The sequence below is a fragment of the Pseudofulvimonas gallinarii genome, from assembly GCF_004343305.1.
GTDB classification, from domain to species: domain Bacteria; phylum Pseudomonadota; class Gammaproteobacteria; order Xanthomonadales; family UBA2363; genus Pseudofulvimonas; species Pseudofulvimonas gallinarii.
The window spans coordinates 19,361-44,970 of record NZ_SMAF01000006.1; the positions used below are offsets into that span (position 1 = coordinate 19,361).

A 25,610-nucleotide genomic window follows, 5' to 3' on the forward strand; every position below is an offset into this window, starting at 1 on the left:
AGTGCGGCCTGGAATGCGGACTTACGGTTTACGATTCGGGTCGTACGTAAGTTCTCGCAGGGAATCAGAGTTCCTGGTGGTAGCGGATGTACGGGGTGCGCAGGTCACCCTGGTCGGGTCCGGACTTGGCCGGGTCCTGCCGTTGCGGCCGGACGATCAGGTTGCGCGCGCCGAACTCCAGTTCGCCGTTCCAGGGCATCCGCCAGGAAAATCCCAGGTCGAGACTGTCCTGGCCCTCCGCGGCAAGGCCGGTGAGCGCGTCGGGACGCCACTGGCGGCCGGTCAGGGCGCCCTGGAAGCGGCCGTAACCGATGCCGAAGCTCAGGCTGTCCTCGCTGCCGGGCAGCCAGGGCAGGGCGGCGGCATCACCGCCCGTGCGCAGCCAGTCACCCGGCCGTGTGCTGTGGCCGTAGGCCAGGTCCAGGCGCAATTGCGGGCCGAGCCAGAAATAGGTGGCAACGCCCAGCGTCTCGCTGCGGCGGTCGATCTCGCCGAGGGTCGGGCCGATCCAGCCCGGCAGCAGCAGGGACGCCGCGGCCGCGGAAATCTGCCGCAGTCCCAGCCAGTCGCCGAGGTCGGACAACTGGTTGCCACCTTCAAGCCAGCCCAGGCCATAACTGAAATCGACGCCGAAGCCGCTGCCGTGTTCAAGGCCCAGGACCAGCCCGGTACCCGGCATGGCGCCCGGCAGACCCAGCCAGTTCGCCGGATCACAGCCGCGCAGGTGGCGAAGATGCGGGGAATCGCCGACCAGGCAGGGCGACAGGCCTGGCGCGCCGTCGGTCGCGCCGGCGTTGACATGCAGCGCGATGCGGCCCCAGCCGGGGTTGCGTTCGCGCCCGGACAGATCGAGGGCGGGAAGGGGTGACGCCCGCAGCGAAGGCGGCAGGGCCGGCTCGGCTTCGGTGCTCAGGCGGACGCGGCCGTCAGGATCGAGACTCAGGCGCAGGCGCACCGGTTCGCCGACCGTCTGCGCCGCCGCGAAAGTGGCGGGCAACAGTGCAAGCGCGAGCAGTAGCGGACGGAGAAATGCGTTCATGACCTTTGCTGGAAAACCGAACCCCCACAGCCCGGAAATCCCTGTCAGTCTGGCCCTGGTCGGATGAAAAGTATAGGCCAAGACATTGAACGGCTGGAAGGGTTCCGCGCCGGGACGACGGGCGCCAGCAGGTATTCAGGCCGGGCTGCGGGCGAACTGCAGCAGCGCCAGCACGAGGACCGTGAGGATCAGCACGGTACGGACGCGGCCGGGCGTGACCCAGCGACGGCGCTCGGCCGGCGCGGCTGGCGCGAGCACGTAGGGCAACGCCGGCACGGCGTCCTCGTTGCGTTCGAATCCGGCCGGGGGCAGCAGGCCGGCGGTGCGCAGCACCTGTCGCGCCTGTGGCAGGTCGCCGTTGTTGAGCACCATGACCCGTGGCCATGATCCCGGGTCGCTCGCCTGGCGGTAGTTGGTCGCGCGCCAGGCCGGCATCTTCTTGTGATGCGGCCCGTAAAGGACGCGGTTGGCGATCGCGGCTTCGTCCAGGAGCGCGGCGACGCGTTCGGCGTTTTCCAGTCGGGGCGTGCTGTAGATGACCTGCATGGCGCACAGGATAGCGGATCGCCTGACGGACGACGCCCGGGTGGCCGTATCATCAACGGCCATACATTCATTAATAGGGCGTGGCTGCCGGATGGACGAGGACAACAACGGGGGCGTCGAATTGCAGGTCTCGAGCGTTCCCGAGGGCGGTGCCGTCGAAGTGCTGCTGGATCCCGGCGATCGCGGCAGCAGTGTCGTCGTGCTCCGCCGCGACGGGCGGTTGCATGCCTTCCGCAACCTGTGCCCGCATGCGGGACGTTTCCTCAACTGGGCGCCGGGACGCTTCCTGTTCGACAAGGGTCGGCTGGTCTGTGCCGCCCACGGCGCGACCTTCGAAACCGACAGTGGCCTGTGCGTGGAAGGTCCATGCCGGGGCTCGTCGTTGGTGCCGGTCGCAGTGACACAACTCGACGACGACCGCGTTCGCGTCGGCGTGTAGGCGGAAAGCAGCGCGGGCCCGCGTTGTCCGGCGCCTGCGACCTTTTCCGCCCGGGCTGCATCCAAGGAAACGTGAGCAGCCGTTTCGCCATCGACGTCCCACCCGAGCTGATCGACTCGGCACGCAGCGGTGCGCTGGCGTCGCTGGAACGGCTCTATCGGCTGTTCGAACGGCCGGGCCACAACCTCGCATTGCGGCTGCTCTCGGACCCCGAGGACGCCCACGAAGTCCTGCACGACGCGATGCTTTCGGCGTTCCGCCGCCTGCACCAGTTTCGCGGCGATTGCCCGTTCTGGGCCTGGTTGCGGCAGATCGTGGTCAATACGGCGTTGATGCGCCAGCGTTCGCGGCGTGGCCACGACGCCCACGCGCAGGAGATTCCCGATTTCGAAAGCGCGGTGCCGGACGCAGGACCTGATCCGCTGCATCTGGCCGAGGCCGCGCAGGTCGAGCGCGCGCTGGACCTGCTGCCGGCGGTGACTCGCAGCGTGGTGTGGCTGTTCTGCGTCGAGGGCTACAGCCACCCCGAGATCGCCAGGGCGATGGGGCAGTCGGTGAGTTTTTCAAAATCCCAGCTTGCGCGGGGGCTGGCCCGCCTGCGTCGCGACCTGGGCGTGGAGGCCACGAGCCATGCCTGACATGCAGTATTTCGAAATTCCGGATAGTTCCGACGACGCGGTGATGCGGCGACTGCGGTCACTGCCGGATCGCGACCCTCCCGGTGACGGCTGGCCACGACTGGCCGCCGAGCTCGCCGCCGGCCTGGCGCAACCGCCACGGGCCACGGTGGGACGCCGCTCGCGCCGCGTTTTCCGGCAGGCCGGGCTGGCCATGGCGGCAATGCTGCTGCTCGCCCTGGTCATCCCGCGCATGGACATCCCGCGCATGGAACCGGAACAGCCCATCGCTGTTGAAAGTCCAGAGGGCGTGAACGCCACGCTGGTTGCGCAGTCGCAGTGGCTGGAACAGCTGGTCGCCGCGCCGGCACTGGCGCCGGAAGCCCAGGACAGCGGCCAGGTGCTGCTCGACCTCGGCCTGCGCCAGCGCATCGGCGAAATCGACAGTGCACTGCAAGACAGCGACCACGCCGACGGCGACGCACGGCGAAGATTGTGGCAGGCGCGCGTCGATGCGCTGTCGCAGCTGGTGCAGCTGCGCTGGGCGGGCCGTCGCGAAGCCTTGCATGCGGGCATCGCGGACGGGGTCGGCGTGCAGCAGGCAATGCTCTGGTCGAACTGATCCAGTACCCCTGATCTCACGAGGCGCGCATCCGCGTGCCGCACTCCAGAACGAGGATGACGACATGGACCTTCGAATGACCCTGGGCGCGCTGCTGGTTTCAGCGCTGATCGCGGTGCCCTCCGTGGCGGCTGCGGCCGAACCCGACGACGACCACCGCCGGCGCCAGGAGCTGGCGGAGGCGCGCGAGCAGCTCGCTGCCGCCGCCGCGCGCGTTGCCGAGTTGTCGCGTGAGCATGGCCGCCATGTCGTCGAGTTCCGCAGTGCCAGCCGCAGGCGGCCGATGGTCGGCGTGGTCCTTGGCAGCAACGCAGACAAGGGCGTCGCCATCCAGGCAGTGACGCCGGATGGACCGGCCGCGAGAGCGGGCCTGCGCAGTGGTGACGTCATCACCCGCATCGAGGATACCGCGCTGGATGCGCCCGCCGCCGAAGCGCGGATCGCTGCCGCGCAGCGCGCGCTGGCCGGCCTCGAAGCCGGGCAGCAGGTTCGCGTCACCTACGAGCGCGAGGGCAGGCGCGCGCAAGCCGTGTTGACCGCCGATCTTCTGTCGCCGGTCGCCCTGATGGCCGATATCGGTGCGCTGCAGGGACTGGGTGCGCTTGGGCGCCTGGGCGACCTGGAAGGCCTGGGTGCCGGCCTGGACATCGATATCGAACGCATTCGCAGTGATGTCGCCGAGGGGCTCGTCGATGTCGAGAAGCGGCTGCGCGTGATCGGTCCGATCATCGCCGACTCCGTTCGTTTCGACGCCTGGCGCTGGCAGGGCCTGCGGCTGGCGGCACTCGATCCGGATCTCGGCCGCTACTTCGGAACGGACGAAGGCGTGCTGGTGTTGAAGGCCGAGGGCCAAGGACTAGCCGGCCTGCAGGGCGGCGATGTGATCGAGCGCGTCAACGGCGAACCGGTGCGCACGCCGCGTGATGCCATGGCGCGGTTGTCCGATGCGGAGCCGGGCGAGAAGGTGTCGCTGTCGCTGCTGCGCGACCGTCGTCGCAACGAACTGAGCCTGACCGCGCCGGACAAGCCCGACCTTTCCCGGCTGCTGGTACCGCCGATGCCGCCGGAGCCGCCGGCACCGCCGCCGGCACCGAGGGCGCCCGAACTGCCGGTGCCCCCGCAGCCGCCGGCGCCGCCGCCGCCTGGGACGCCGATCGGCACCCTGGTCTGACCAGGATGGATGGCAGCCAGGCCGACCGGTGATGAACTGCGGAGCCCGGATCGACTCCGGGTTCCGACGTCACACGAAGTTCGGCCTGCGGTCGTTCGAGCACCGAACGAAGCCGGCCCGGGCGGATGCAGCGCCCGATGTCGCGGACTGGGGCGCGGGGCGCGCCAGTTACTTGGTCAGGATGAGCTTGTCGTTCTGCGTGCGGCGCAGGCGGTACTCGCACCCGCCGTGTTCGATGATCAGCTCGCGATGGCCCGACAGCAGGCTCTGGCTGTCGATGCGTTGCGGCGCAGCGGCAGCAGTCGGACGTTGGCTGGCGAAACGCGGAAGTGGCCGGGAAGGCAGGACGGCTGGAGGATTCATTGCATCGGCATCCGGAAGGATTCGTTAGTCGAATGATAACCATTCGCATTAAATAGTCAACGGTGCCGTGAGGTCAAGCGCGGTGGAATGAAAGCGTGACGCTGGCTGACCTGCGCGGGTCCTCGGTGCGGCCACGACAACCCGGGGGGCCGGAATCCGGACCGCGAATCCACCGCGGGCCCGGCGTCGGGGGCAAGGAGCCGTCGCCCGCCGCGTGGCGATGCGGGTGCCGACCACGCAAGCGCCGTGTGCGGCGATGTCCGGTGCGGCCACGCGATGTCGTCATGTCCGGCCGCGGGCGTGGCACCCGCCGCCGGGAAGGGCGGCCGAACATCGGCCGCCCTTGCGGGTTTCAGGCGAACACGGCCGCGATCCGCGCCCGCGCCTCCTCGTCCAGCCGCTGCGCCACCTCGAGGGCGAGAAGGTTCTCCTGCAACTGCGCCACGTTGCTGGCGCCCAGGATCACCGAACTGACATCCTGATTGCCCAGGCACCAGGCGATGGCCAGTTGCGCCGGCGTACAGGACCACTCGCCAGCCAGCGCGATGAACCGTTCCACCTGCGCCAGTCGTGCCCGGCCCGTTTCCTGGCTGGTGTGCGAATCCAGCCAGCGGTATTCGTCCGAACGCAGGCGGCCATCGTTGCCGGCGTCGCGGTTGTAACGACCACTCAGCAGTCCCGACGCCAGCGGCGACCACGTCGTCGCGCCCAGGCCCAGGTCTCGATACAGCGGCGCGTATTCGCGCTCGACGCGCTCGCGAACGAACAGGTTGTATTGTGGCTGTTCCATGGAGGGCGCGACCAGATGGTTGGCGCGCGCGAAGTCGGTGGCCTCGCGGATCAATGCCGCCGGCCATTCGGACGTGCCCCAGTACAGCACCTTGCCCTGCCGCACCAGCAGGTCCATCGCCAACACGGTTTCACCGACCGGCGTTTCCGGATCGGGGCGGTGGCAGAAGTACAGGTCGAGGTGTTCAATGCGCAGGCGTCGCAGCGCATTGTGGCAGGCCTCGACCACATGCTTGCGCGACAGGCCACGCTGCGTCGGTCGTGGCTGCTCGGCGCTGCCGAAGAACACCTTGCTCGACACGCACCATCCATCGCGGGGCAGGCGCAGGTCCGCCAGCGCGTCGCCCATGATGCGTTCGGCTTCGCCGTGTCCATAGCCTTCAGCATTGTCGAAGAAATTGACGCCGTGATCCCAGGCGGCGGCGAGCAGCTCGCGCGCCTGGCCACGGCCGACCGAGCGCCCGAAGTTCACCCAGGCGCCGTAGGACAGGGCGGACAGTTGCAGGCCGGAACGACCCAGGCGGCGATACTGCATGAAGACTCTCCAGCGATGCGGCCCGACATCATAGCCAGCGCGTGGCTGTACCGCGGGCGGGTCAACCGGTGCTGAACGCCGTCACGGGTCGGCGCGGGCGCTATGGCACACTTACGCGCTTTCCGCCCACCCAGGTCCAGGCCCTGAACGACGCCATCGCCAATTCGAGAGGGGAACCCGTCGCCGCGCCCGTCGTACGTGTGCGCGATCTGGCCACGCGCCTGGGCGACAAGCGGATCTTCGACGGCGTGACGTTTGATGTGCCGGCCGGTTCGGTGCTGGCGCTCATGGGGCCAAGCGGGACCGGCAAGACCACGCTGCTGCGCCATCTCACCGGCCAGCAGCCGTACGACGCCGGCAGCGTCCAGGTGTTCGGACAGGAAGTGGCCGCGCTCACTCACCGTGACCTGTACGCCTTGCGCCGGCGCATGGGCATGCTGTTCCAGCATGGCGCACTGCTGACCGACCTGAGCGTGTTCGACAACGTTGCCTTCCCGCTGCGCGAGAACACCGACCTGCCGGAACGCCTGATCCGCACACTGGTGCTGATGAAGCTGCAGGCGGTCGGCCTGCGTGGCGCCGCCGGCCTGATGCCCTCGGAACTGTCCGGCGGCATGGCGCGTCGTGTCGCGCTGGCGCGTGCGATCGCCCTGGATCCGGCGCTGATCCTCTATGACGAACCCTTTGTCGGCCTCGACCCGATCGCCGTCGCCGCGGTCGTCGAGCTGATCCGCACGCTCAACCGCACGCTCGGCCTGACCAGCATCGTGGTCGCGCACGAAATCGAGCACCTGCGACGCGTTGCCGACCGCCTGGTCGTGCTGTCCGGCGGCAAGGTGATCGCGCAGGGAGCGGTCGATGATGTGCTCGCCGATCCGTCACCGATGGTCCGCCAGTTCCTGCAGGGACTGAGCGATGGTCCGGTGCCGTTCCACTACCCGGCGGCGCCGCTGGCGGGCGATTTCGGGCTGGAGCGTGGACGATGAAGCGCGTGCCGCGCGAACTGGCGCACTCGCTGGGTGGCTTCCTCGCCGACATCGGCGTCATGGGCGGTTTCCTGTTGCGTCTGCTGTCGGCATTGCCGTCGAGCCTGCGTCGCTTCGGCCTGCATGTGCGGCAGTTGTGGTTCATCGGCGCGATGAGCCTGACCATCATCATGATTTCCGGTCTGTTCGTCGGACTGGTGCTCGGCCTGCAGTACTACCAGGCGCTCAGCCAGTTCGGCGCCACCGGCGCGCTGGGCACGCTGACCGCGCTGTCGCTCTACCGTGAACTGGGCCCGGTGATCGCCGCGCTGCTCTTCTCCGGTCGCGCCGGCACTGCGATCACCGCCGAGATCGGCCTGATGCGTTCCACCGAACAGCTGGCGGCCATGGAAATGATGGCGGTCGATCCACTGCGCTATGTGCTGGCGCCGCGATTCCTCGCGGCGACCATCGCGCTGCCGCTGCTGTGCGTGGTGTTCAGCGCGATGGCGGTGCTCGGCGCGCATGCGTCGGCAGTGCTTTGGCTGGGACTGGACAACGGCATCTACTGGTCGAGCATGGTCGGCAGTGTCGATTTCGGCCACGACTTGCTCGGCGGCGTGTTCAAGGCGGCCGTGTTCGGCCTGCTGATCGGTCTGATCTCGGTGCACCAGGGTTACACCGCGCGACCGACCGGCGAGGGCGTGGCCTATGCCACCACCCGCACGGTCATCCATTCGGCGATCGCGATCCTCGCCTTCGATTTCGTCCTCACCGCCTTCCTGATGTAGGCAGGAGCTTGCCCATGGCCTCCAATCGTTCCTTCGAGATCGGCACCGGTCTGTTCATCCTGCTCGGATTCGCCGCGCTGGCCTTCCTCGCCACGCAGACCACGCGGCTTGCCGGCTTCCGCGCCGGCGAGACCTATTCGCTCAAGGCCCGTTTCACCAATATCGGCCAGCTCAAGGAGCGCGCGCCGGTGAAGCTGGCCGGCGTCACCATTGGTTCAGTGCGCACCATTACATTGGACCCGAGGGTGCTGGACGCAGTCGTGCTGCTGGATGTCGACCGGCGTTTTGCGGAAATCCCCGAGGACTCCAGCCTCAGCATCTACACCAGCGGACTGCTCGGCGACCAGTACGTGGCGGTGAAACCGGGCGGCAGCCCGGATTTCCTCGCCGACGGCGACGAGTTCATCCTCACCGAGTCGTCCGTGCAGCTCGAAGAACTGATCGGCAAATACCTCGTCGGCGGCAATGACGGCGGCAAGGCCGCCGCGGAATGAACGCAGACACCTTCCACCCGGAGACGCACGCATGACCCTGTCCCGAATTCTCGCCCTCTGCCTGCTGCTGGTCGCGCCCGCGGCCGCCGTCTGCGCCGGCGAGGAACCGCCCGTCATCGTCCAGGGTATCGCCGACCAGCTCGGCGAGACCATGGAGACGCGCCGCGCCGAGCTGATGGCCGACCGTGACGCCCTGAACGCCGTGATCGACGACGTGGTGCTGCGTCATTTCGACACCGACTATGCAGCGCTGCTGGTGCTCGGTCGCTATGCGCGCGAGGCGACGCCGGAGCAGCGCCGCCGTTTCACGCGCGCGTTCTACGATTCGCTGGTCGCCCGGTACGGCGAGGCGCTGCTGCAATACACGCGCGGTCAGGTGAAGGTGTTGCCGTTCCGTGGCGAACTCAACGAACGCCGCACCACCGTGCGCACCGAAGTCACCGTCAACGACGGTACGCGCATTCCGGTCGACTATGCCTTCCGCAAGACCAGCAATGGCGACTGGAAGGCGTTCGACGTGGTCATCGAAGGCATCTCCTACGTCACCAACTATCGCAACCAGGTCGTTGCCGAGATCGGCAAGTCGACCATCGACGCCGTCATCACGCGCCTGGAGCAGCAGGGCATTTCCGCGATCGAGCCGCCCGATGCCTGATCACGACCGCACGCCGGCCTTTTCCCTGGTTTCCGAAGGCAAGGACGTGCGCCTGTCGGGCGACCTGGTGTTCGCCACCGCGCGGGCGGCCTTCGAGCGTATGGCGGCCTGCCTGCCCGCCGCCTGCGAGAGCCTGGCGGTCGATCTGTCCGGCATCCGCCGCGGTGACAGCGCCGGGCTTGCCGCGCTGATCGAGTGGCACGCGGCCGCGGTCCGCCGCGGCGTGCACCTGCGTTTCAACGGCGTCGGCGAAGACCTTCACGCCTTGGCGCGACTGGCCGATCTCGACGCCGAACTGTTTTCGCGCGTCTGAGCTGCGCCGGCGGATTGCCGGCGCATCCACCCTCGGACAACGGTCAGCGCTTGCCGCCGAACAGGCCCAGCGACTGGGCGGCGCCCAGCATTTCGTCCAGGCCGATCCGGCCATCCCCATTGCGGTCGAGGATGGCGCCGAGCGCCCCGCTGCCGCCGCCCGACTGGCCGCCGCCGAGGCGCCGGCTGGCACCACCCAGCACCTGGCCCAGCGAACCCAGGTCCAGGCCGCCACCCTGCCTGGCCCGGCCCAGCCACGCCATCACCAGCGGCGCCAGCATGGCCATCAGCTTGCCGGACGTGGCGCCATCGAGGCCGCCGACCTTCGGGGTCTGCGGTGCCTGGCGGGCGCCGCCGAACACATGGCCAAGGATGGCCATGCCCTGCGACAGCACGTCGCCGCCGCTCTCCTGCGGGCGCTGCGGCGCCGGCGCGCCGCCACCACCGAACAGTCCGCCCAGCAGTCCGCCCATATCGATGCCGGTGTGATCCCGCTCCACTGCACCGAGTAGCGCCTTCGCCCCTTCCGGCTCGGCTGCATTGCGCGCCATCTGGCCGAGCAGGACCGGCAGGGCGTGTTCGATCGACGCAGTGGCCTGCGTGGGCGAGACGCCGAGTTCCCGGGCGATTGAATTGATCGTGTTGGCGTCGAACGACTGCAGGAGATGGTCGATGGAAATGGACACGGAGGCTTCCTTGGCTGGTGCGGTGGAAAAGAACGGATCGATGACGACGGCGGGCGCGGTCCACCTTCACGCGCCGGCACGCCGGGCGGCGCGAAACGCGTCTCAGTCCTCGAGCAGATCGGCCGGATCGTCTTCCGGCATCAGGATGCGGTCGAGCACGTCCGCCGGCGGTTCGCCGTCGTAGATCGCATACCAGCGGCGCTGCCGGTAGGCATCACGCACGAAGCTGTAGGGATCGTAGGCCTCGTCGATGTAGCGCTCGGTGTGGAAGAGCGAGGCGCGCAGGTTGATCAGGTCCAGTGCCAGCGGACGGAACTCGCGTTCCTGGCGCGCGTAGTAGCTGACCGGATCGGCGATGCCGTCCACGGCGCCGCCGACCGCGTCGCGGCCGGTGCTCGGGCCGATGAAGGGCAGCACGATAAAAGGACCCTCCGGCACGCCCCACACGGCCAGCGTCTGCCCCAGGTCCTCCTGCTGCCCCTGGATGTCGAAGCGCCGGCTGGCCGGGTCGAACAGGCCGAGCACGCCCATGGTGGAGTTGATGCTGAACCGGGTCAGGTTCCGGCCGGCGACGCGCGGCTTGCCCTGGAGCAGGGCATGGGCGGCGGACAGCGGCAGCCTGAGGTTGGCAAAGAAATTGGTGACCGAGGTGCGGACGCCTTGCGTCGTGATCTTTTCGTAACCGCGCGCGACCGGGCGGATGACCGCGCGGTCCATGGTCTGGTTGAACGCGAAGACCCGCCGGTTGTAGCGCTCCAGCGGGTCGAATTCATCGGCGCTGCGCACGAAGCCGACCTGGGCGGCCGCCAGCGTCGGGAACAGGACCACCATCAGGAGGAGGGCGTAGCGGCGCAACTGGGGCATGGTCGAAGCTTTTCTGAACCGGGCGGTAGTGTATCCGCTCGGGAGAACCAGCCGTGATCGCGCAGTCAGCCGGGATTAGGCTGCGCGGACCGGGTTCGCACCGACGGCGCCCGATGCCGCGTGAGATGTTGTGAAGAATTGTGGGTGTAACCTTCGGCCGGCGCGTGTAATTTTTCCATCCCTTCAATGGGTTACCGCGGGGCTTGCTGGGTCGGGCTAGTTAAGCGGGGGTTAAATCCATACAGGAATCCGCTGTACACGTGCGCATATTCCGCTACACTGCCACCGCTGTTTTTGCCCTCTTGGGCGCCGGCACAACAAAAAGGAGACTCCGATGAAACAGAACCGCTTGATGGCTGCCGTCACCCTGGGCCTGTTCGCGGCCGCGGGTGTGGCGCAGGCCGCTGATGGCTGGTATGTGGCTCCCAGCGTGGGCTACTACAACAATGACAAGGATCGCCTGACCGAGGAAGGCTCGGTGTTCGGCGCCTTGGGTATCGGCAAGTATTTCAACAACAACGCCGCTCTGGAATTCGCCATTGACCGCACCAATCGCACCAACGATTGGCCGGCGAGCGGCAGCTTCCAGAACATGGCTGCGACCCTGACCTACCGCCAGTTCTTCGGCGAAGGCGCGTTCAAGCCCTACGTCCTGGTCGGCGGCGGCGCCAGCCTGCACGAGCGCGACGGCTTCGACCGTGGCTGGGACTTCGTTGCCCAGGCCGGTGCCGGTCTTGCCTATGACTTCAGCGAGCGCGTCCGCGGTCGTGCCGAAGCCTTCTACCGCTACGACTTCGACGACGAGTCGGTGCCGGGCGCCGACAACTTCGGTGACTGGGTCCTCGCCCTGGGCGTGCAGGTCGCGCTCGGCGAAATCGCCCCGCCGCCGCCGCCGGCCGCTCCGCCGCCGCCGCCGCCGCCGCCGGCCGAGCCGCACTGCTCCGAGCTGGACAGCGACGGTGACGGCGTCAACAACTGCGACGACCGCTGCCCGAACACCCCGGCCGGTACCGTCGTCGGTCCGGACGGCTGCGAGCTGCAGGTCGCCATCGACCTGCGTGGCGTCGAGTTCGACTTCGACAAGGCCACCCTGCGTCCGGAATCGCGCCAGACGCTGGACGAGGCGACCGAAGTCCTGCGCCAGTACCCGGACATCCGCGTGGAAGTCGCCGGTCACACCGACAGCGTCGGTAGCGACCAGTACAACCAGGGCCTGTCCGAGCGTCGCGCCAAGGCCGTGTTCGACTACCTGGTCGGCAACGGTATCGACTCCGGCCGCCTGAACGCCCGTGGTTATGGCGAGTCGAGCCCGATCGCCGACAACGCCACCCGCGAAGGCCGTCAGCGCAACCGTCGCGTCGAGCTGGTCGTGCAGTAAGCACACCCTCGTCACTTCGGTGCGGGAAAAGCCCGGCGCAAGCCGGGCTTTTCCTTTTCCGGCCCCGCCACGCCGGGCACCCGGGCGGTCGCGGTGGATGCTGGCAGCAGAAAACGGTTATGCTCCGGCCAACCTGAAGGATCGGAGGCCGCAATGCCGGTGTACGACCTGCATGCCACACGCGTTCTTTCGCTGGACGCCGGTGGACGCATCCTCGACTGGATCAGTTGGCAGGACGCGGCGTGCCTGTACGCACGCAAAGCCGTGGCCTGGACGCTGGGCGAACCCTGCCTGGTCGTCCATGGCGGCCACAACCGCCGCACCGGGCAGCAGAGCATCCTGCACCTGCACTCGATCATCGCCGCGCGTGGCCATGCCCGGAACGGCCTGCACAATCCCTCGCCGGCTCTGACCAATGTCGCACTGTTCGCACGCGACCGTTACCTGTGCCTGTACTGCGGCGCGCACTGCAGCCGCGGCGAGCTGACCCGTGACCATGTCGTGCCGCTGTCACGCGGGGGTCGCGACATCTGGGAGAACGTGGTCGCGTCGTGCATCGCCTGCAACGTCCGCAAGGGCGCGCGGACGCCGGCGCAGGCCGGCATGCCGCTGCTGGCCGTGCCGTACCGGCCGAGCTGGGTCGAACACCTGATCCTGTCGAACCGCAACATCCTGGCGGACCAGATGCAGTTCCTCGTCTCGCACCTGCCGAAAAACCGCCGCACAGCCTGAACCACAGGCCCTGTGCCACGCTTGCCGTGCCGGGGCCGCTGCCGGACAATGCGCGGTCCCATGATCGACTCCGCCCGCTATCCGCTGCTGTCGCAGATTGACAGCCCTTCCGACCTGCGCACGCTGCCTGAAGCGCAGTTGCGGGCCTGTGCCGACGAACTGCGCGATTACCTGATCGAATCCGTGTCCGGATCGGGCGGGCATTTCGGTGCCGGCCTGGGCGTGGTCGAGCTGACACTGGCACTGCACTACCTGTACGAGACGCCGGAAGACCGCATCGTCTGGGACGTCGGCCACCAGTGCTATCCGCACAAGATCCTGACCGGCCGACGCGACCGCATCGGCACGATCAAGAAGAAGGACGGCCTGGCGCCCTTCCCGAAGCGCGAGGAAAGCGAATACGACACGCTTGGCGTCGGTCATTCCTCGACGTCGATTTCCGCGGCGCTGGGCATGGCCATCGCCAGCCAGCGCAAGGGTGAGTCGCGCCGCACCGTCGCCGTCATCGGCGATGGCGCGATGACCGCCGGCATGGCCTTCGAGGCCCTGAACCACGGCGGCGACCTCAGCCCCGAGCCGGACCTGCTGGTCATCCTCAACGACAACCAGATGTCGATCTCGGAGAACGTCGGCGCGCTGACCAAGATCCTGTCGCGCCTGCTGACCAATCCGACGCTCGTGCGCATGCGCGAACGCACCAAGCGCTCGCTGCGCCGTGGTTCCTGGCTGTGGCGCTTCCTGCGCCGCTGGGAAGAACACTGGAAGGGCATGTTCATGCCGTCCACGCTGTTCGAGGAATTCGGATTCCATTACACCGGCCCGATCGACGGCCACGACCTGCCGGCGCTGCTGCATGCGCTGCGCACCGTGAAGGGACTGCGCGGCCCGCAGCTGCTGCACGTCATCACGAAGAAGGGCAAGGGCTACGAACAGGCCGAGGCCGACCAGATCGAGTACCACGCGGTGTCGCCATTCGACCGCCACCGCGGCATCGTCAAGAAGCCCAGCAGTGGCGCGCCGACCTACACGCAGGTGTTCGGTGACTGGCTCTGCGACATGGCCGCCGCCAATCCGCTGCTGCTGGGCATCACGCCGGCGATGCGCGAGGGATCCGGCCTGGTGCGTTTCTCGAAGGCGTTCCCGGACCGCTACTTCGATGTCGGCATCGCCGAGCAGCACAGCGTCACGCTGGCCGCAGGGATGGCCATCGAGGGCATGAAGCCGGTCGTCGCGATCTACTCCACGTTCCTGCAGCGCGCCTACGACCAGTTGATCCACGACGTCGCGCTGCAGGACCTGGACGTGCTGTTCGCCATCGACCGCGCCGGCATCGTCGGCCCGGACGGCGCCACCCATGCCGGCAGCTTCGACCTCAGTTTCCTGCGCTGCATCCCGAACATGGTGGTCATGGCGCCGGCGGACGAAAACGAATGCCGGCGCATGCTCAGCACCGGGTTCCTGCATCCGGGCGCGGCAGCCGTGCGCTATCCGCGCGGCACCGGTCCGGGCGTCGCCATCGATCCATCACTGGAACCGCTGCCGATCGGCAAGGCGGAAGTGCGACGGCAGGGTCGCGGCATCGCGCTGCTCGCCTTCGGCGCGATGGTTCCGGTGGCCGAGCAGGTCGGCGCCGACCTCGACGCCAGCGTCGTCAACATGCGCTTCGTCAAGCCGCTCGATGAGGCGCTGGTGCTCGAACTGGCGCGCACGCACGGCGCCTTCGTCACCCTGGAGGACAATGCGCTGCAGGGCGGCGCCGGCGCCGCGGTCGCCGAGCTGCTGGCACGCGAGGGCATCGCCACCGGGCTGCTTTCACTGGGGCTGCCTGATGCCTTCCTTGAACACGCCAGCCGAGAGCAGCTGCTCGCCGAATGCGGCCTGGATGCCGATGGCGTCAAGTCCGCCATCCTGCGCCGGTGGCCGCAGCTGCCGACCCTCGCGCCGGGGCGGCTGGCCGCCGGCTGAGGGCAGGTGCCCGGTGCGCTCAGTAGTGGCGCACGAACATCGCGGTGACTTTCTCCATCGCCTCGCGCCAGCGACGCATCAGGGTGTCGTCCGCCTTGGGATCGGTGGCCTTGATGGTGTCCAGCAGCGCGTTCACCCACAGTGGATACAACTCCGGCGGCACCGGTGCGCGACCGGCACGTGCGTGCACGTCCGCCATCTGGCCCATCGGCCGCTCGACGATGGAGCTGCCGTCGGCATGCAGGATCGCCATGCTGATGCCGCGACGCAGGGCCATGCGCTGCTTGGCGAAATCGGTTTTCTCGAACATCGCCCGGATGCGCGGATCGCTGGCCAGGAACCGCTCGTAGAATTTGTCGATGAAACTGTCTTCACGCAGGCAACGGCCGTAGCTCTGCTGAAGGTCGGCATAGGTGGCGGGACTCACTGACCATCACTCCTTGTTTCGGCGCTTCATTTTCCGGCACCCGCGCGATCCGACCGATGATCTGGGCGCTTGACAATTCGATTTGCCGCCGGTTTGCGACGAAACGTTTGAACGCGATTCAGCGCTGTTCGCCGACCCTCGCTGGACAAGCGCGCCCGGGCAGCGGATCCGGCCGGCGGGTCCGTGAGCCGTTTCACGCCACGCCCGGGTGTAACCTGGATTTCCGTCCAGTCCGCTCTGGAAACCCAGCCTGCGCAGCGGGTTCTATGGGACGCTGTGCGCCAACAGGAGATGACAATGAGCAATGAACCGCAGCCTATCCATGTACGGCTGGAACAGGACGCCGACTTCGCATTCCGCATCAGCTTCCCCGGCACGGATCTCGACAGCCTGCTCGGCGACGAGGCCGCGCCGCTGGGCGCGGATCGTGGCCCGGATCCCGCGCGCTTCCTGCTCGCCGCTGTCGCCAACTGCCTGGTTGCCAGCCTGCTGTTCGCCCTGCGCAAGCAGCGCAACACGGTGGAAGGCCTGGTTGCGGAGGCATCCGCAACGCTGATGCGCAACGATGCCGGACGCTGGCGGATCCCGCGTGCCGAAGTCGTGCTGCACCTGCCGGGACAGAACGTCGATTACAGCCATCTTGACCGGGTGCTGCAGCAGTTCGAGGACTTCTGCATCGTCACCCAGAGCGTGCGCCAGGGCATCGAGGTGGATGTCAGCGTCGTCGACAGTGAAGGTCGCATCCTCAAGGGCGACAAGTCGTTCGAGGCGGGCGCCTGAGCCGGGCACGGGCGTCATGCGCGCCCATTGCGGCGTGCGGCGACGCTCGTTCCTGCGATGGTGCACGCGTCCGTCGCCCACTTGGCCGAGCTGACGGGGTGCCGCGGTAACAGCGGCGGTCGCGGTGTCGAACGTTTCCATCGCCGCCCTTGGGGCCGACTGAAAGCCCCGCGTCCGGACACCTTGTCCGATCGCGCATGCCGTGCCGGTTCCTTGCCCGGATCCAGCCGTACAACCGGACGCATCAGCTGGTCCGCGGACACCGATGGGCCAACCTTGGCGGCGAACGGTTTGTGGAGGCCGCGGAAATGCCCGGCATGCGCGCCATCGAGGTCCGCCGTGCGCATGCCGATCAAGGGCAACACCGACCCCTGTGCCTGCCCGCGGCGTCACGCTACGCTGCCGGCATGGATGCGTATGTGCTGGAGGCGATGGGCGAAGAGGCCGTGCTGCTGCGCCTCGGGGACCAGGTCGCCGCGGATACCAACCGTGCCGTGCATTCGCTGGCGAAGCGACTGCGTGCCCGCGCGCCGGCCTGGTTGCGGGACTGCGTACCGGCCTACGCCACGCTGGCGCTGTTCGTCGATACCGACATCGTGGGTTGCGATCCGCTGCGGCGGGTTGCGGCGTTGTTGCGCGAACTTGAGGCCGCGCCCGACGTTACAGGAAGGGGGCACGGGGCCGTGCTCGAGGTGCCGGTCTGTTACGACAGCGACTTCGCACCGGACCTTGCCGCGCTCGCCGCGCATGCCGGCCTGACAACAGAGGAGGTGATCCGCCGCCATCACGCGCCCGTCTACCAGGTGGCGATGACCGGATTCGCGCCGGGCTTTCCGTATCTGCTCGGGCTGGATCCGCTGCTGGCGATGCCCCGGCTGGGTACGCCGCGCACTTCCGTGCCTGCCGGCAGTGTCGCCATTGGTGGCGCACAGGCCGGCATCTATCCCCGTGAAAGTCCGGGCGGCTGGCGGCTGCTGGGACGCACGCCGCTGACGCTGTTCGACGCGCGACGTGATCCGCCGGCGCTGCTGTCGCCCGGCGACCGCCTTTGTTTCGTCCCCATCGACCGCCTGCGATTCGATTCGCTGTCGGAAAACAGGACACGATGAGCATCGAAGTCCTTTCGCCCGGGCTGGCGACGTCGGTGCAGGCTGCGCCGCGCACCGGCTTCCGCCATCTCGGCGTCGCCGGCGCGGGTGCCCTCGATGCCTGGTCGCAGGCCATCGCCAACCTGCTGGTGGGCAACCCGCCGCAGGCGGCGACGCTGGAAGCGACCCTCACCGGCCCGACACTGCGCCTCGAACGGGACGCGTGCGTCGCCGTCTGCGGCGGTGGCTTCGAGCTGTGCGTCGATGGCATCGAGGTGGGCGATTCGCGACCGTTGTACCTGCCGGCAGGCAGCACCGTGCGCGTCGGACGTGCCCGCGCCGGCGCACGGGCGTACATCGCCGTGCGTGGCGGCATCCAGGTCGAGGCGTTGCTGGGCAGCCTGAGCACCGACCTGCGTGGCGGCTTCGGCGGCTTCGAGGGGCGCCTGCTGCGCAAGGGCGATCGCCTTGACCTCGCGCCCGACGCCGGTTCCGGCATACGCCGTCGGCATGTGCCCGGGTGGTGGATCGACAGCGCGTGCAGCGACCAGGTCGGACCAGCACGGGTGCGCGTGTTGCCGGGCAGCGATGCCACGCAACCGGCTGACGCGCTGTTCGCACGCGAGTGGACCGTCGCCGCGGCCAGCAATCGCCAGGGGCTGCGTCTCACCGGTGAAACCGTCGCGCTTCGGGATGGGCGCGAGCGCATTTCCGAACCGGTCGCGCCGGGCACGATCCAGTTGCCGGGCGACGGCCAGCCGATCATCCTTCTCGCCGACGCGCAGACGCATGGTGGCTATCCACGGATGGGCCACGTGATCCGCGCCGACTGGCCGCTGCTGGCGCAGCGACGTCCCGGTGACCGCCTGCTTTTCCAGCCCTGCTCGCGCGAGGAAGCCGTCACGGCGCTGGCCAGGCAAAGGCAGCAACTGGCGCGCATCCGGCTGGCCATCCGCAGCAGACAGGACAGGCATGACTGAACACATCGATTTCAACTGCGATCTGGGCGAAGGCTGCGGCGACGATGCCGCCATCGTTCCCTGCATCAGTTCCGCCAGCATTGCCTGCGGTGGCCATGCCGGCAGCGAACAGTCGATGCGCGAAGCGGTCGAGCTCTGTCGCGCGCATGGCGTGGCCGTCGGTGCGCACCCTTCGTTCGTCGACCGCGAGCATTTCGGTCGGCGGGAACTGTCCATGAGTCCGGCCGCGATTCATGTCCTGGTGACCGCGCAGACGCGGCGACTGCTTGCGGTGTGCGAGCAGGCATCGGTGCGGCTGCGGCACGTCAAGCCGCATGGCGCGCTGTACAACCGGGCGGCGCGCGACCGCGATGTCGCCGATGCCGTTGTGGCTGCCGTTCACGCCCTGGATCCGCAGCTGTTCGTGTATGCGCTGGCCGGATCGGAACTGGTCCATGCGGCACGCGCGCGAGGCTTGCAGGTCGCAGAGGAAGTGTTCGCCGAGCGCGGCTACACGGCGCAAGGACGGCTGGTGCCGAGGGGGCAGCCCGGCGATGTCATTGAGTCCGTCAATGCGGCGATGGCGCAGGTCCGCACCATGCTGCGCGACGGACAGGTCGAAGCGGTGGGAGGCGGTCGCGTACCGATCCACGCCGACACGCTTTGCCTGCATGGGGATCGCGACGACGCCGCGGCCTTCGCCAGGGCGCTGCACGAAACGCTGCGCGCCGAAGGCTTCAACATCGCGGCACCGGGAGACCACGCATGAGTTACTGGCCGCTGCTCGGCATCGCCGTGGTCGTCGCCGGCTTCGCACTGCGGCTGAATCCGGCGCTCGTCGTCGTGGCCGCCGGACTGGTGACCGGCCTGGTCGCTGGCTACGGCCCGCTCGGCGTGCTCGAACTGATCGGCGAGGCCTTTGCCAAGCAGCGCTATCTCGCGATCTTCCTGCTGACGCTGCCAGTCATCGGACTGCTGGAACGCCATGGCCTGAAGGAACGTGCGCAGGCATGGATCCGGCGCATGCGCGGCGCCACCGCCGGCCGTCTGCTGGTGGTGTACCTGGGTGCGCGACAGCTGACATCGATGCTCGGACTGACCAGTCTGGGCGGACATCCGCAGACGGTGCGGCCGCTGCTGGCGCCGATGGCCGAGGGCGCCGCCGAAGCACGACTGGGCGACCTGCCGGAGGCGTCGCGGGAAAGGCTGCGCGCGATGTCGGCAGCCACCGACAATGTCGGCCTGTTCTTTGGCGAGGATGTCTTCATCGCCTTCGGCGCGGTGCTGCTGATGCAGGGCTTCCTGGCCGAGAGCGGCATCCAGCTGGAACCGTTGCACATCGCGCTGTGGGCGCTGCCGACGGCAATCTGCGCCTTCGCCATCCATGCCACGCGCCTGTTGCGGCTGGATCGACGCCTCGCACGCGAGGCGGCGGCGCTGTTGGCGCAGGCCAGCGCGAAGTCCGACCGGAAAGACGCGCCATGATCAGCCTGCAGTGGATCTACTGGCTGACCGGCACTTACATCGCCTGGGTGGCGCTGCTGGGCTGGCGCGATCGCGGCAACCCGCGTCGCCGGGCGAGTGCACTGTTCTGGGGATTGCTGGCGCTGATGCTGCTCGCGGCCGATCGCCTGCCGCCCGTCGTGGTCGGCGGCGTGGTCGTGGTGCTGGCCTGTCTGGCCGGGTTCGGCGGCCTGGGTCGCGGCCGCTATGACGAGAGCAGCGCCGTGGAGAAGGCGGCGGAAGCCGCGCGTCTCGGCAATCGCCTGTTCTGGCCGGCGCTGCTGATTCCCGCCATCGCCGTGCTGGTCGCGGTGCCGCTGGCGAACCTGGAAATCGCCGGCGTGCGTGTGTTCGGCCGCGAGCACACGACGCTGGTTGGCCTCGGCCTGGCCTGCCTGGTGGCGACCATTACCGCCTGCGTGTTGACCCGGCAGTCACCGGCATCGGCCATCGAACAGTCGCGGCGGTTGATTGATGCCATCGGCTGGGCGGCGCTGCTGCCGCTGCTGCTGGCAACGCTGGGCAGCGTGTTCGCCGCCGCCGGTGTCGGTGATGCCGTCGCGGCACTGGCCACGCAGGCGATTCCCGTCGAAAACCGATTCGTCGTGGTGCTTGCCTACGGCCTGGGCATGCTGGTGTTTACCATGATCATGGGCAATGCCTTTGCCGCGTTTCCCGTGATGACGGCCGGCATCGGCCTGCCGCTGCTGGTGAACGTGCATGGCGCCGACCCGGCCTCGATGGCGGCGATCGGCATGCTGTCCGGTTACTGCGGCACGCTGCTGACGCCGATGGCGGCGAATTTCAACCTGGTTCCCGCGGCGCTGCTGGAACTGAAGGATGCCAACGGCGTGATCCGCCAGCAGGTGTGGACGGCGTTGCCGCTGTTCGCCTGCAATGTCCTGCTGATGTACCTGATCATTTTCCGATGACGACGGCGACACTCCTGCTCACCGGCTTCGCGCCCTTCGGCGGCGAAACGGTCAATCCCAGCTGGCTGGCAGTGAAGGCGCTAGATGGCCGGCGGATCGCCGGGCATCGCATCGTCGCGCGTGAGTTGCCGGTCGAGTTCGGCGTGTCGCTGAAGCGGATGCGCGCCCTGCTGCGCGAACACAGGCCGGCGATGGTGATCGCGGTTGGACAGGCGGGTGGCCGGCCTGCGCTGTCGCTGGAGCGCATCGCCATCAACGTCGATGACGCACGCATTCCCGACAATGGCGGCCGGCAACCGGTCGATGCGCCCGTCGTCGCTGACGGGCCGGCGGCCTATTTCACCACGCTGCCGGTGAAGGCGATGCGAGCGGCCATAAGCGCCGCGGATATTCCCGTCGAGGTGTCACAAACGGCCGGCACCTTCGTCTGCAACCATGTGTTCTACGGCCTCATGCATGCACTGCGGCGCAGCTGGCGCGTCCGTGCCGGCTTCATCCATGTGCCGTACTCGACGGAGCAGGCGGCTGGTCGTCCCGGCGTACCGGCGCTGTCCATCGACGCCATGGTCGAGGGCCTGCGCATCGCCATCGCCACCGCCCTGCGTACGCCGGTCGACGTCGCCATCAGCGCCGGCGCCGAACACTGACGGCGAGGACCGCTGGGCGGAGTCTGCGTGGCCTCCAGTTCCGCGCTGGCTCATTTGCCGGCATCTTCGCGAAGGAAGATCATCTCGATCGGCTGGCCGAAGACATCGGCGATGCGGAAGGCCAGCGGCAGGCTGGGATCGTAACGGCCGGTTTCGATGGCGTTGACGCTCTGGCGCGAGATGCCCAGGCGCTCGGCCAGGTCGGACTGGCTCCAGCCGCGTTCGGCACGCAGGGCCTTCAGGCGGTTGTTCATGCCTCCTCGCGCTCCCGTCCGCAGCGGCCGACCCCGCCGTTGAAGCAACTGCCGATTCCCAGCCCGAAGAACCAGAGCAGCACCAGATAGAACACCTCGACTCTTGGCACCAGGCCGAACATCTCGAGGAAACCCCACAGGGTGGCGATGGTGAGCGTGAAACCGGTGGCGATCAACGACTGCCGGACCAGCAGCATGCGCTGGTATTCGTCATCCTCCTCGACCAGCAGACGTCCGAAAGCCCAGAACACGCTGGCGACGCTGAGGCCCGGCAGCAGGGCGAGCAGCCAGGCCAGCGGGCCGGTGAGGTTGCCGTGGCGGAGGAAGGTCACGGCCAGGAAAAGGGTGATCAGGTACGCCGTCATGCCGGCGGCAAGACGAAGGGTGTATCGGCGCCTGGCCGGGCTCATGCGCGTTGCCATGGAAATGCTCCTTGTCAGAATGTAAAGCGAGCTTTCCATCTTGACGTGAGTTTGTCAAGCGACCTTTACATCGGATGCAGTAGATCGCTGTGCTGGGGACCAGCGCCGGCCGGCGGTGCAACCAGTGACACTGCACTGTGCGTCACGCCGATGCGGCGCCGGCGTGCGGAAAAGTTGGACCGGATCCTGCAGGACGCGACCGGGCTGGGCGCCACAGGATTTGCGTCGGTCGAGACGTGGGCGACGACATCTTCAATCCTGCTGCCCGATGCGCGGCGCAAGGCCGGGCCTTCGCCGAAGGCTGACGGGGCTCAAGCAGCTACGGCAGCGACGCGAACGCCGACCTGGCCGGCCGCAAGTGGCATGCAGCCATGGCGGCGACCGCGAGGAGAAGGATCGGGACACCCCGGTGCGTGCCCTGGGCGAGCAGGGTCGAGGTCGCCATCGGGCTGACGCGGTTGCGGCCTTCGGACTTGGCGCAATACAGCGCGATGTCGGCGTGGATCAGTAGCGCATCCAGCCTGCCGCCGGGCGAAGGCGCGGCCATCGCCACGCCGAAGCTGGCACTGACGGAAAAGCGCGGGCCGGCGAGCGTGTCGTGGTCTCGGTTCAGCCCAGGCGCGTTCAGCGTCGGCGACGATCCGGCGCCAGCGCACTGTCCAGCAAGGCGGCAAGACGCGCGCCGGCGATGAGCAACTGCCGCTCGACGAGGGGGTAGTGATCCGCCACGTAGCCGTCCGGCAGCTTGCCGGGGCGGGGCGGATAGATCGCGGCACTGTCGATCAGGCGGCAGGATTCTTCCGCCCAGCGTACCGGCGCGTTGCGCGACCAGGCGATGTCAGCACTTCCCGTTCCGGTGCTGCGTTCCGACAGCCGCTCGACGTGCTGCGGCCATTCCAGTCGCGACGAACGCAGGATGCCGCCATCCCAGAGCGCATGCAGATTGCTGCCGCGACCGATGTAGAACACCTGGAAGGTGTTGCCGCCACGGTCGTCGCCATAACCGGCGTGCAGCGGCTGGTGCAGGTCGCCGGCGAAATGCACCACGAAGCGCAGGGCCAGCAGGCGGTCCTCGTCATTCAGCCTGCGATCGGCAAGACGACGCGCCTGGTCGGTGAGCGCGGCGACGATGCAGCGACCATCGGCGCAGTCGCGCGTGGCATCGTATCGACAGGTTCCGCGCGGAAAGTTCACGTAGTGCCAGCGGCTGGTATGCCGCCAGGCCTGTTGGTCACGGACCTCGTCCGCCCAGTTCGCGAGGCCGGGCAGTCCTTCCGAGGCCTGCGCGCCCAGCAGTCGCTGCACTTCGGCACGCGTCGCCGGCGCCAGCTGCCGCTCGGCCAGTGCCGCGACGATGCGGTGGCCATCCGGCCCGAACGCCTGTGCGGCCGCGCTGCCGAACAGCAGGCCCATGCAGAGCGCAAAGACGTACAAACGTGGTGTCGAACGGGCGCGCATCGGCTTCAGCCTGTGGCGGGGCAGGGGTGGCCATTGTCGCCGAATACGCGGGCAAACCGCGCCATCGCAGTGTCCTGGCCGGCCCAGCCTCCCGTCTGTCGGAGCGTCGACAGCGCCTCGCCCGGATCCCGTCTTGCGCCACCTGGACAGTAAACACGCTGTGTTCGCCAGGCGGTCGGGCGCTGGCACGACGAAAACACGCGGCGCGGTCCAGGCGTGCGCAGCGATTGATCCGGCTGGATACGGCCAGCGTCGCCTGCCTGCCCGACGTGTTCCTAGCGAGGGCGGCTTGCAGGGCTGCGTGTGAGGCTCCCGGGGCGGAAGCGTAGCCGCTTCGCGTCGATGCCGCTTCGGCAGGAACCGCGATCGCCTACAGCCAGCCCTTGCGCTTGAAATACCACAGCGGCAGCACCGCCGAGGCCAGCATCGCCGCGATGGCCAGCGGATAGCCGAAACTCCATTCCAGCTCGGGCATGCGCTGGAAATTCATGCCGTAGATACTGGCGATCAGTGTCGGTGGCAGGAAGGCGGCGGCGGCGACGGAAAAGATCTTGATGATCTTGGTCTGCTCGATGTTGATGCGGCCCAGCGTGGCATCGAGCAGGAACTGGATCTTGCTGGTCTGGAAATTGGTGTGGTCGCCCAGCGATGCCAGATCGCGGCCCAGCGTGCGGACGCGCTCGCGGACGCCTTCGTCGCGGATATAGCCGTTCTGCGGATGCCCGAACCAGGTCAGCATGCGCAGGCAGGCAGCGATGGATTCGCGCAGTTTCGAGGTCAGCTCGCCGCAACGGCCGGTCGCCTTCAACAGCGTTTCCAGCGGCCGTTCGTCGGCGATCTCGTCGGCACGGAATACCTCGTTCGAGATGCGGTCGGCGTCGCCGCTGATGAGTTCCAGCACATCGGCGAAACGGTCGACGATCGTTTCCAGCAGGCTGAGGAAAATACCGTGCGGATGCGTGTCCGGCAGCGCCGAGCGCTGGGCCTGCTGCGCGAACAGGCGGAATGCCTTCGGTTCGGTGTGGCGCAGGGTCACGAACACGCCGGGTGTGACGATGAAGGTGACCGGTGCACTGACCGGATCGCCGGCCTCGACCTGGGCGACCAGCGGCGCCGTCATGAACAGCGCGCCGTCCTCCGAGTACAGCCGGCTCGAGACCTCGATCTCCTGCATTTCCGCCAGCGTCGGAATGGCCAGCCCGGTATGCGCCTCGACCCGCTTCCGTTCGTCCTCGTCCGGCGAGTTCAGGTCGATCCACATCATGTTCGGCGCATCCAGCGCGGTGGTGTCCGACGAGGGACGCAGGCGACCGTGTTCTTCGATATGGCAGGTGAGCATCGATGGGCGCCCGGGGCAGTCCGCGCAAAGCCGCGCCGGGCCATTATTGCCCGGCCCAAGAACCGCGGCGAGCAGTCCGCTTCTCGCGTATTCAGCCGAAGATCCGTTTCTTCTGTTCCCAAGGATGCAACGCCGTGCCGCGGGTAATCATCGCCCGTTCCGCTGGCGTTCTTCTGATCTGGCAAAAGCCGGGATGCCGTCGCGGCTGCGACGCCAGCACGCACGCTGCGCGACGCTTTCCTTGCGGCGCTGCGGGAATCGGGCGTGCATGCGCTTTGCCGATGCGGCCTTCGTCGGGGTCGCGCGGCCTTCCGCGCGAAGGACGAGCGCACCTGGCCGCCAGTGCGCCGGGACGATGTCAGGTGGCCGACCGGAATCGCCGCCGGCTACTTCCCGCTGACAGCCACGGCCGGCATCACGCCAGCGGTACCGACTTGGTGCAATCGCCGATGTCGCAGTGGGGCTCGCAGCGCGACGTGGTGCCGCTCGAACGGGTCGCCGGGCTGCCACGGCCGCGCGTGGGACGCTGCGCGGGCTGCGCCGGCGCGGTTTGAACGGACTGCATGGCCGCGCACACAACAGCTTCGGCCGACGTGCCCAAGTGGTCGCAGACGAGGTGATCGACGTGAACATCCGCTGCGCCAGTGGTTGTATCGCCGCCCAGCTGTTTGCCCGGGCTCGCGCCGGATTGGCTGTGCGGCTCAATGGGGAAAAACCGCCCCACCTGCGATTGCACCTGGCCGTCCAGGCGGCGGACGCTGGCGGTAACCGGTCCGGTTCGCCCGGAACGGGCGTGTGCTCCGCCCCGGCGCCCGCGGCCACCTGCGGAAACAGCAGC

Annotated in this window: 32 protein-coding genes; 19 read left to right on the forward strand and 13 right to left on the reverse strand. The window is 68.2% G+C overall.

The annotated features are described in order from the left end of the window. Positions 1-64: 64 nt before the first annotated feature. Both EDC25_RS05610 and EDC25_RS05615 read right to left on the reverse strand, forming a co-directional pair. Positions 65-1,039 (reverse strand): hypothetical protein, encoded by a 975-nt coding sequence (locus EDC25_RS05610; RefSeq protein ID WP_123521411.1) that lies wholly within the window; start codon positions 1,037-1,039, stop codon positions 65-67. 135 nt (positions 1,040-1,174) lie between these two features. Continuing rightward, on the reverse strand, positions 1,175-1,585 hold the full coding sequence (locus EDC25_RS05615) for a hypothetical protein (RefSeq protein WP_123521410.1): 411 nt from the start codon (positions 1,583-1,585) through the stop codon (positions 1,175-1,177). A gap of 91 nt (positions 1,586-1,676) precedes the next feature. Between EDC25_RS05615 and EDC25_RS05620 the strand changes: the two genes are divergently transcribed. The 4 genes from EDC25_RS05620 (at position 1,677) to EDC25_RS05635 (ending at position 4,434) form a co-directional block, all read left to right on the forward strand. Continuing rightward, positions 1,677-2,024 (forward strand): Rieske (2Fe-2S) protein, encoded by a 348-nt coding sequence (locus tag EDC25_RS05620; RefSeq protein ID WP_123521409.1) that lies wholly within the window; start codon positions 1,677-1,679, stop codon positions 2,022-2,024. A 71-nt stretch (positions 2,025-2,095) separates the two neighbouring features. Continuing rightward, the gene (locus EDC25_RS05625) at positions 2,096-2,662 is read left to right on the forward strand and encodes an RNA polymerase sigma factor (protein ID WP_240639611.1); all 567 of its coding nucleotides are present in this window, start codon (positions 2,096-2,098) and stop codon (positions 2,660-2,662) included. A gap of 1 nt (position 2,663) precedes the next feature. Next, positions 2,664-3,263 carry a hypothetical protein gene (locus tag EDC25_RS05630; protein WP_123521407.1) on the forward strand — a complete coding sequence of 200 codons (600 nt, stop codon included), beginning with the start codon at positions 2,664-2,666 and terminating at the stop codon, positions 3,261-3,263. 64 nt (positions 3,264-3,327) lie between these two features. After that, complete coding sequence (locus EDC25_RS05635; RefSeq protein ID WP_164483966.1) at positions 3,328-4,434, forward strand: PDZ domain-containing protein; 1,107 nt, start codon at positions 3,328-3,330, stop codon at positions 4,432-4,434. 168 nt (positions 4,435-4,602) lie between these two features. On the opposite strand, the gene hemP is transcribed toward EDC25_RS05635, so the two are convergent. Further along, positions 4,603-4,797, reverse strand: coding sequence for a hemin uptake protein HemP (hemP, locus tag EDC25_RS05640; protein WP_123521405.1), 195 nt, complete (start codon positions 4,795-4,797; stop codon positions 4,603-4,605). Positions 4,798-5,149: 352 nt separating this feature from the next. Then, positions 5,150-6,121 (reverse strand): aldo/keto reductase, encoded by a 972-nt coding sequence (locus tag EDC25_RS05645; RefSeq protein WP_132577292.1) that lies wholly within the window; start codon positions 6,119-6,121, stop codon positions 5,150-5,152. A 200-nt stretch (positions 6,122-6,321) separates the two neighbouring features. Between EDC25_RS05645 and EDC25_RS05650 the strand changes: the two genes are divergently transcribed. The 5 genes from EDC25_RS05650 to EDC25_RS05670 are packed head-to-tail and all read left to right on the forward strand — an operon-like array spanning position 6,322 to position 9,339. Continuing rightward, positions 6,322-7,107: an ABC transporter ATP-binding protein gene (locus EDC25_RS05650; RefSeq protein ID WP_338108948.1), complete on the forward strand. Its 786-nt coding sequence runs from the start codon at positions 6,322-6,324 to the stop codon at positions 7,105-7,107. Continuing rightward, the gene (gene mlaE, locus EDC25_RS05655; RefSeq protein ID WP_123521404.1) at positions 7,104-7,877 is read left to right on the forward strand and encodes a lipid asymmetry maintenance ABC transporter permease subunit MlaE; all 774 of its coding nucleotides are present in this window, start codon (positions 7,104-7,106) and stop codon (positions 7,875-7,877) included. Before EDC25_RS05650 ends, mlaE begins: the two co-directional genes overlap by 4 nt. 14 nt (positions 7,878-7,891) lie before the next feature. Then, positions 7,892-8,371 (forward strand): outer membrane lipid asymmetry maintenance protein MlaD, encoded by a 480-nt coding sequence (gene mlaD / locus EDC25_RS05660; RefSeq protein ID WP_123521403.1) that lies wholly within the window; start codon positions 7,892-7,894, stop codon positions 8,369-8,371. A gap of 31 nt (positions 8,372-8,402) precedes the next feature. After that, a complete protein-coding gene (locus EDC25_RS05665) occupies positions 8,403-9,026 on the forward strand; it encodes an MlaC/ttg2D family ABC transporter substrate-binding protein (RefSeq protein ID WP_123521402.1) in 624 nt (207 codons plus the stop codon). Next, positions 9,019-9,339: an STAS domain-containing protein gene (locus EDC25_RS05670; protein WP_123521401.1), complete on the forward strand. Its 321-nt coding sequence runs from the start codon at positions 9,019-9,021 to the stop codon at positions 9,337-9,339. Before EDC25_RS05665 ends, EDC25_RS05670 begins: the two co-directional genes overlap by 8 nt. A gap of 43 nt (positions 9,340-9,382) precedes the next feature. Here the strand turns inward: EDC25_RS05670 and EDC25_RS05675 are convergent, their stop codons facing one another. Together EDC25_RS05675 and EDC25_RS05680 are read right to left on the reverse strand one after the other, a co-directional pair. After that, on the reverse strand, positions 9,383-10,024 hold the full coding sequence (locus EDC25_RS05675) for a DUF937 domain-containing protein (protein WP_164483965.1): 642 nt from the start codon (positions 10,022-10,024) through the stop codon (positions 9,383-9,385). A 102-nt stretch (positions 10,025-10,126) separates the two neighbouring features. Next, positions 10,127-10,888, reverse strand: coding sequence for an MlaA family lipoprotein (locus EDC25_RS05680; RefSeq protein ID WP_123521399.1), 762 nt, complete (start codon positions 10,886-10,888; stop codon positions 10,127-10,129). A gap of 334 nt (positions 10,889-11,222) precedes the next feature. Between EDC25_RS05680 and EDC25_RS05685 the strand changes: the two genes are divergently transcribed. The 3 genes from EDC25_RS05685 (at position 11,223) to dxs (ending at position 14,963) form a co-directional block, all read left to right on the forward strand. Then, positions 11,223-12,266, forward strand: a complete 1,044-nt coding sequence (locus EDC25_RS05685; RefSeq protein WP_132577293.1) for an OmpA family protein — start codon at positions 11,223-11,225, stop codon at positions 12,264-12,266. 153 nt (positions 12,267-12,419) lie between these two features. Next, positions 12,420-12,998 (forward strand): HNH endonuclease, encoded by a 579-nt coding sequence (locus EDC25_RS05690; protein ID WP_123522035.1) that lies wholly within the window; start codon positions 12,420-12,422, stop codon positions 12,996-12,998. 60 nt (positions 12,999-13,058) lie between these two features. Beyond that, positions 13,059-14,963: a 1-deoxy-D-xylulose-5-phosphate synthase gene (dxs, locus tag EDC25_RS05695; protein ID WP_123522042.1), complete on the forward strand. Its 1,905-nt coding sequence runs from the start codon at positions 13,059-13,061 to the stop codon at positions 14,961-14,963. Positions 14,964-14,982: 19 nt separating this feature from the next. Here the strand turns inward: dxs and EDC25_RS05700 are convergent, their stop codons facing one another. Further along, positions 14,983-15,390, reverse strand: coding sequence for a globin (locus tag EDC25_RS05700; protein WP_123522034.1), 408 nt, complete (start codon positions 15,388-15,390; stop codon positions 14,983-14,985). 297 nt (positions 15,391-15,687) lie between these two features. Between EDC25_RS05700 and EDC25_RS05705 the strand changes: the two genes are divergently transcribed. Further along, complete coding sequence (locus EDC25_RS05705; RefSeq protein ID WP_132577294.1) at positions 15,688-16,170, forward strand: OsmC family protein; 483 nt, start codon at positions 15,688-15,690, stop codon at positions 16,168-16,170. A gap of 14 nt (positions 16,171-16,184) precedes the next feature. Here EDC25_RS05705 and EDC25_RS05710 read toward each other — a convergent pair whose 3' ends face one another. After that, complete coding sequence (locus EDC25_RS05710; protein WP_123522041.1) at positions 16,185-16,517, reverse strand: 3-deoxy-7-phosphoheptulonate synthase; 333 nt, start codon at positions 16,515-16,517, stop codon at positions 16,185-16,187. Here EDC25_RS05710 and pxpB point away from each other — a divergent pair. From pxpB to pcp, 6 genes are read left to right on the forward strand one after another with little or no spacing between them, the layout of a single operon-like run. Next, positions 16,488-17,279, forward strand: coding sequence for a 5-oxoprolinase subunit PxpB (gene pxpB / locus EDC25_RS05715; protein WP_240639650.1), 792 nt, complete (start codon positions 16,488-16,490; stop codon positions 17,277-17,279). The two genes, EDC25_RS05710 and pxpB, sit on opposite strands and share 30 nt — an antisense overlap. Beyond that, the gene (locus EDC25_RS05720) at positions 17,276-18,238 is read left to right on the forward strand and encodes a 5-oxoprolinase subunit C family protein (protein WP_123522032.1); all 963 of its coding nucleotides are present in this window, start codon (positions 17,276-17,278) and stop codon (positions 18,236-18,238) included. Before pxpB ends, EDC25_RS05720 begins: the two co-directional genes overlap by 4 nt. Beyond that, positions 18,231-18,986, forward strand: a complete 756-nt coding sequence (locus tag EDC25_RS05725) for a 5-oxoprolinase subunit PxpA (protein WP_123522031.1) — start codon at positions 18,231-18,233, stop codon at positions 18,984-18,986. The genes EDC25_RS05720 and EDC25_RS05725 overlap by 8 nt, the downstream gene beginning before the upstream one ends. After that, the gene (locus tag EDC25_RS05730) at positions 18,983-19,702 is read left to right on the forward strand and encodes a DUF969 domain-containing protein (RefSeq protein ID WP_123522030.1); all 720 of its coding nucleotides are present in this window, start codon (positions 18,983-18,985) and stop codon (positions 19,700-19,702) included. The genes EDC25_RS05725 and EDC25_RS05730 overlap by 4 nt, the downstream gene beginning before the upstream one ends. After that, positions 19,699-20,652: a DUF979 domain-containing protein gene (locus EDC25_RS05735; protein ID WP_123522029.1), complete on the forward strand. Its 954-nt coding sequence runs from the start codon at positions 19,699-19,701 to the stop codon at positions 20,650-20,652. Before EDC25_RS05730 ends, EDC25_RS05735 begins: the two co-directional genes overlap by 4 nt. Next, positions 20,649-21,299 (forward strand): pyroglutamyl-peptidase I, encoded by a 651-nt coding sequence (pcp, locus tag EDC25_RS05740; RefSeq protein ID WP_123522028.1) that lies wholly within the window; start codon positions 20,649-20,651, stop codon positions 21,297-21,299. The genes EDC25_RS05735 and pcp overlap by 4 nt, the downstream gene beginning before the upstream one ends. Before the next feature lie 50 nt (positions 21,300-21,349). Here pcp and EDC25_RS05745 read toward each other — a convergent pair whose 3' ends face one another. The 5 genes from EDC25_RS05745 to EDC25_RS05765 all read right to left on the reverse strand — a co-directional run bounded on the left by EDC25_RS05745 (position 21,350) and on the right by EDC25_RS05765 (position 24,772). Further along, positions 21,350-21,553: a helix-turn-helix transcriptional regulator gene (locus EDC25_RS05745; protein ID WP_123522027.1), complete on the reverse strand. Its 204-nt coding sequence runs from the start codon at positions 21,551-21,553 to the stop codon at positions 21,350-21,352. Continuing rightward, positions 21,550-21,975 (reverse strand): hypothetical protein, encoded by a 426-nt coding sequence (locus tag EDC25_RS05750; protein WP_205984956.1) that lies wholly within the window; start codon positions 21,973-21,975, stop codon positions 21,550-21,552. Before EDC25_RS05750 ends, EDC25_RS05745 begins: the two co-directional genes overlap by 4 nt. A 319-nt stretch (positions 21,976-22,294) precedes the next feature. After that, the gene (locus EDC25_RS05755) at positions 22,295-22,603 is read right to left on the reverse strand and encodes a diguanylate cyclase domain-containing protein (protein WP_341802773.1); all 309 of its coding nucleotides are present in this window, start codon (positions 22,601-22,603) and stop codon (positions 22,295-22,297) included. Next, a complete protein-coding gene (locus EDC25_RS05760; protein WP_123522024.1) occupies positions 22,600-23,433 on the reverse strand; it encodes a S1/P1 nuclease in 834 nt (277 codons plus the stop codon). The genes EDC25_RS05755 and EDC25_RS05760 overlap by 4 nt, the downstream gene beginning before the upstream one ends. 370 nt (positions 23,434-23,803) lie before the next feature. Continuing rightward, positions 23,804-24,772, reverse strand: a complete 969-nt coding sequence (locus EDC25_RS05765) for a magnesium transporter CorA family protein (RefSeq protein ID WP_123522023.1) — start codon at positions 24,770-24,772, stop codon at positions 23,804-23,806. Positions 24,773-25,610: the final 838 nt, after the last annotated feature.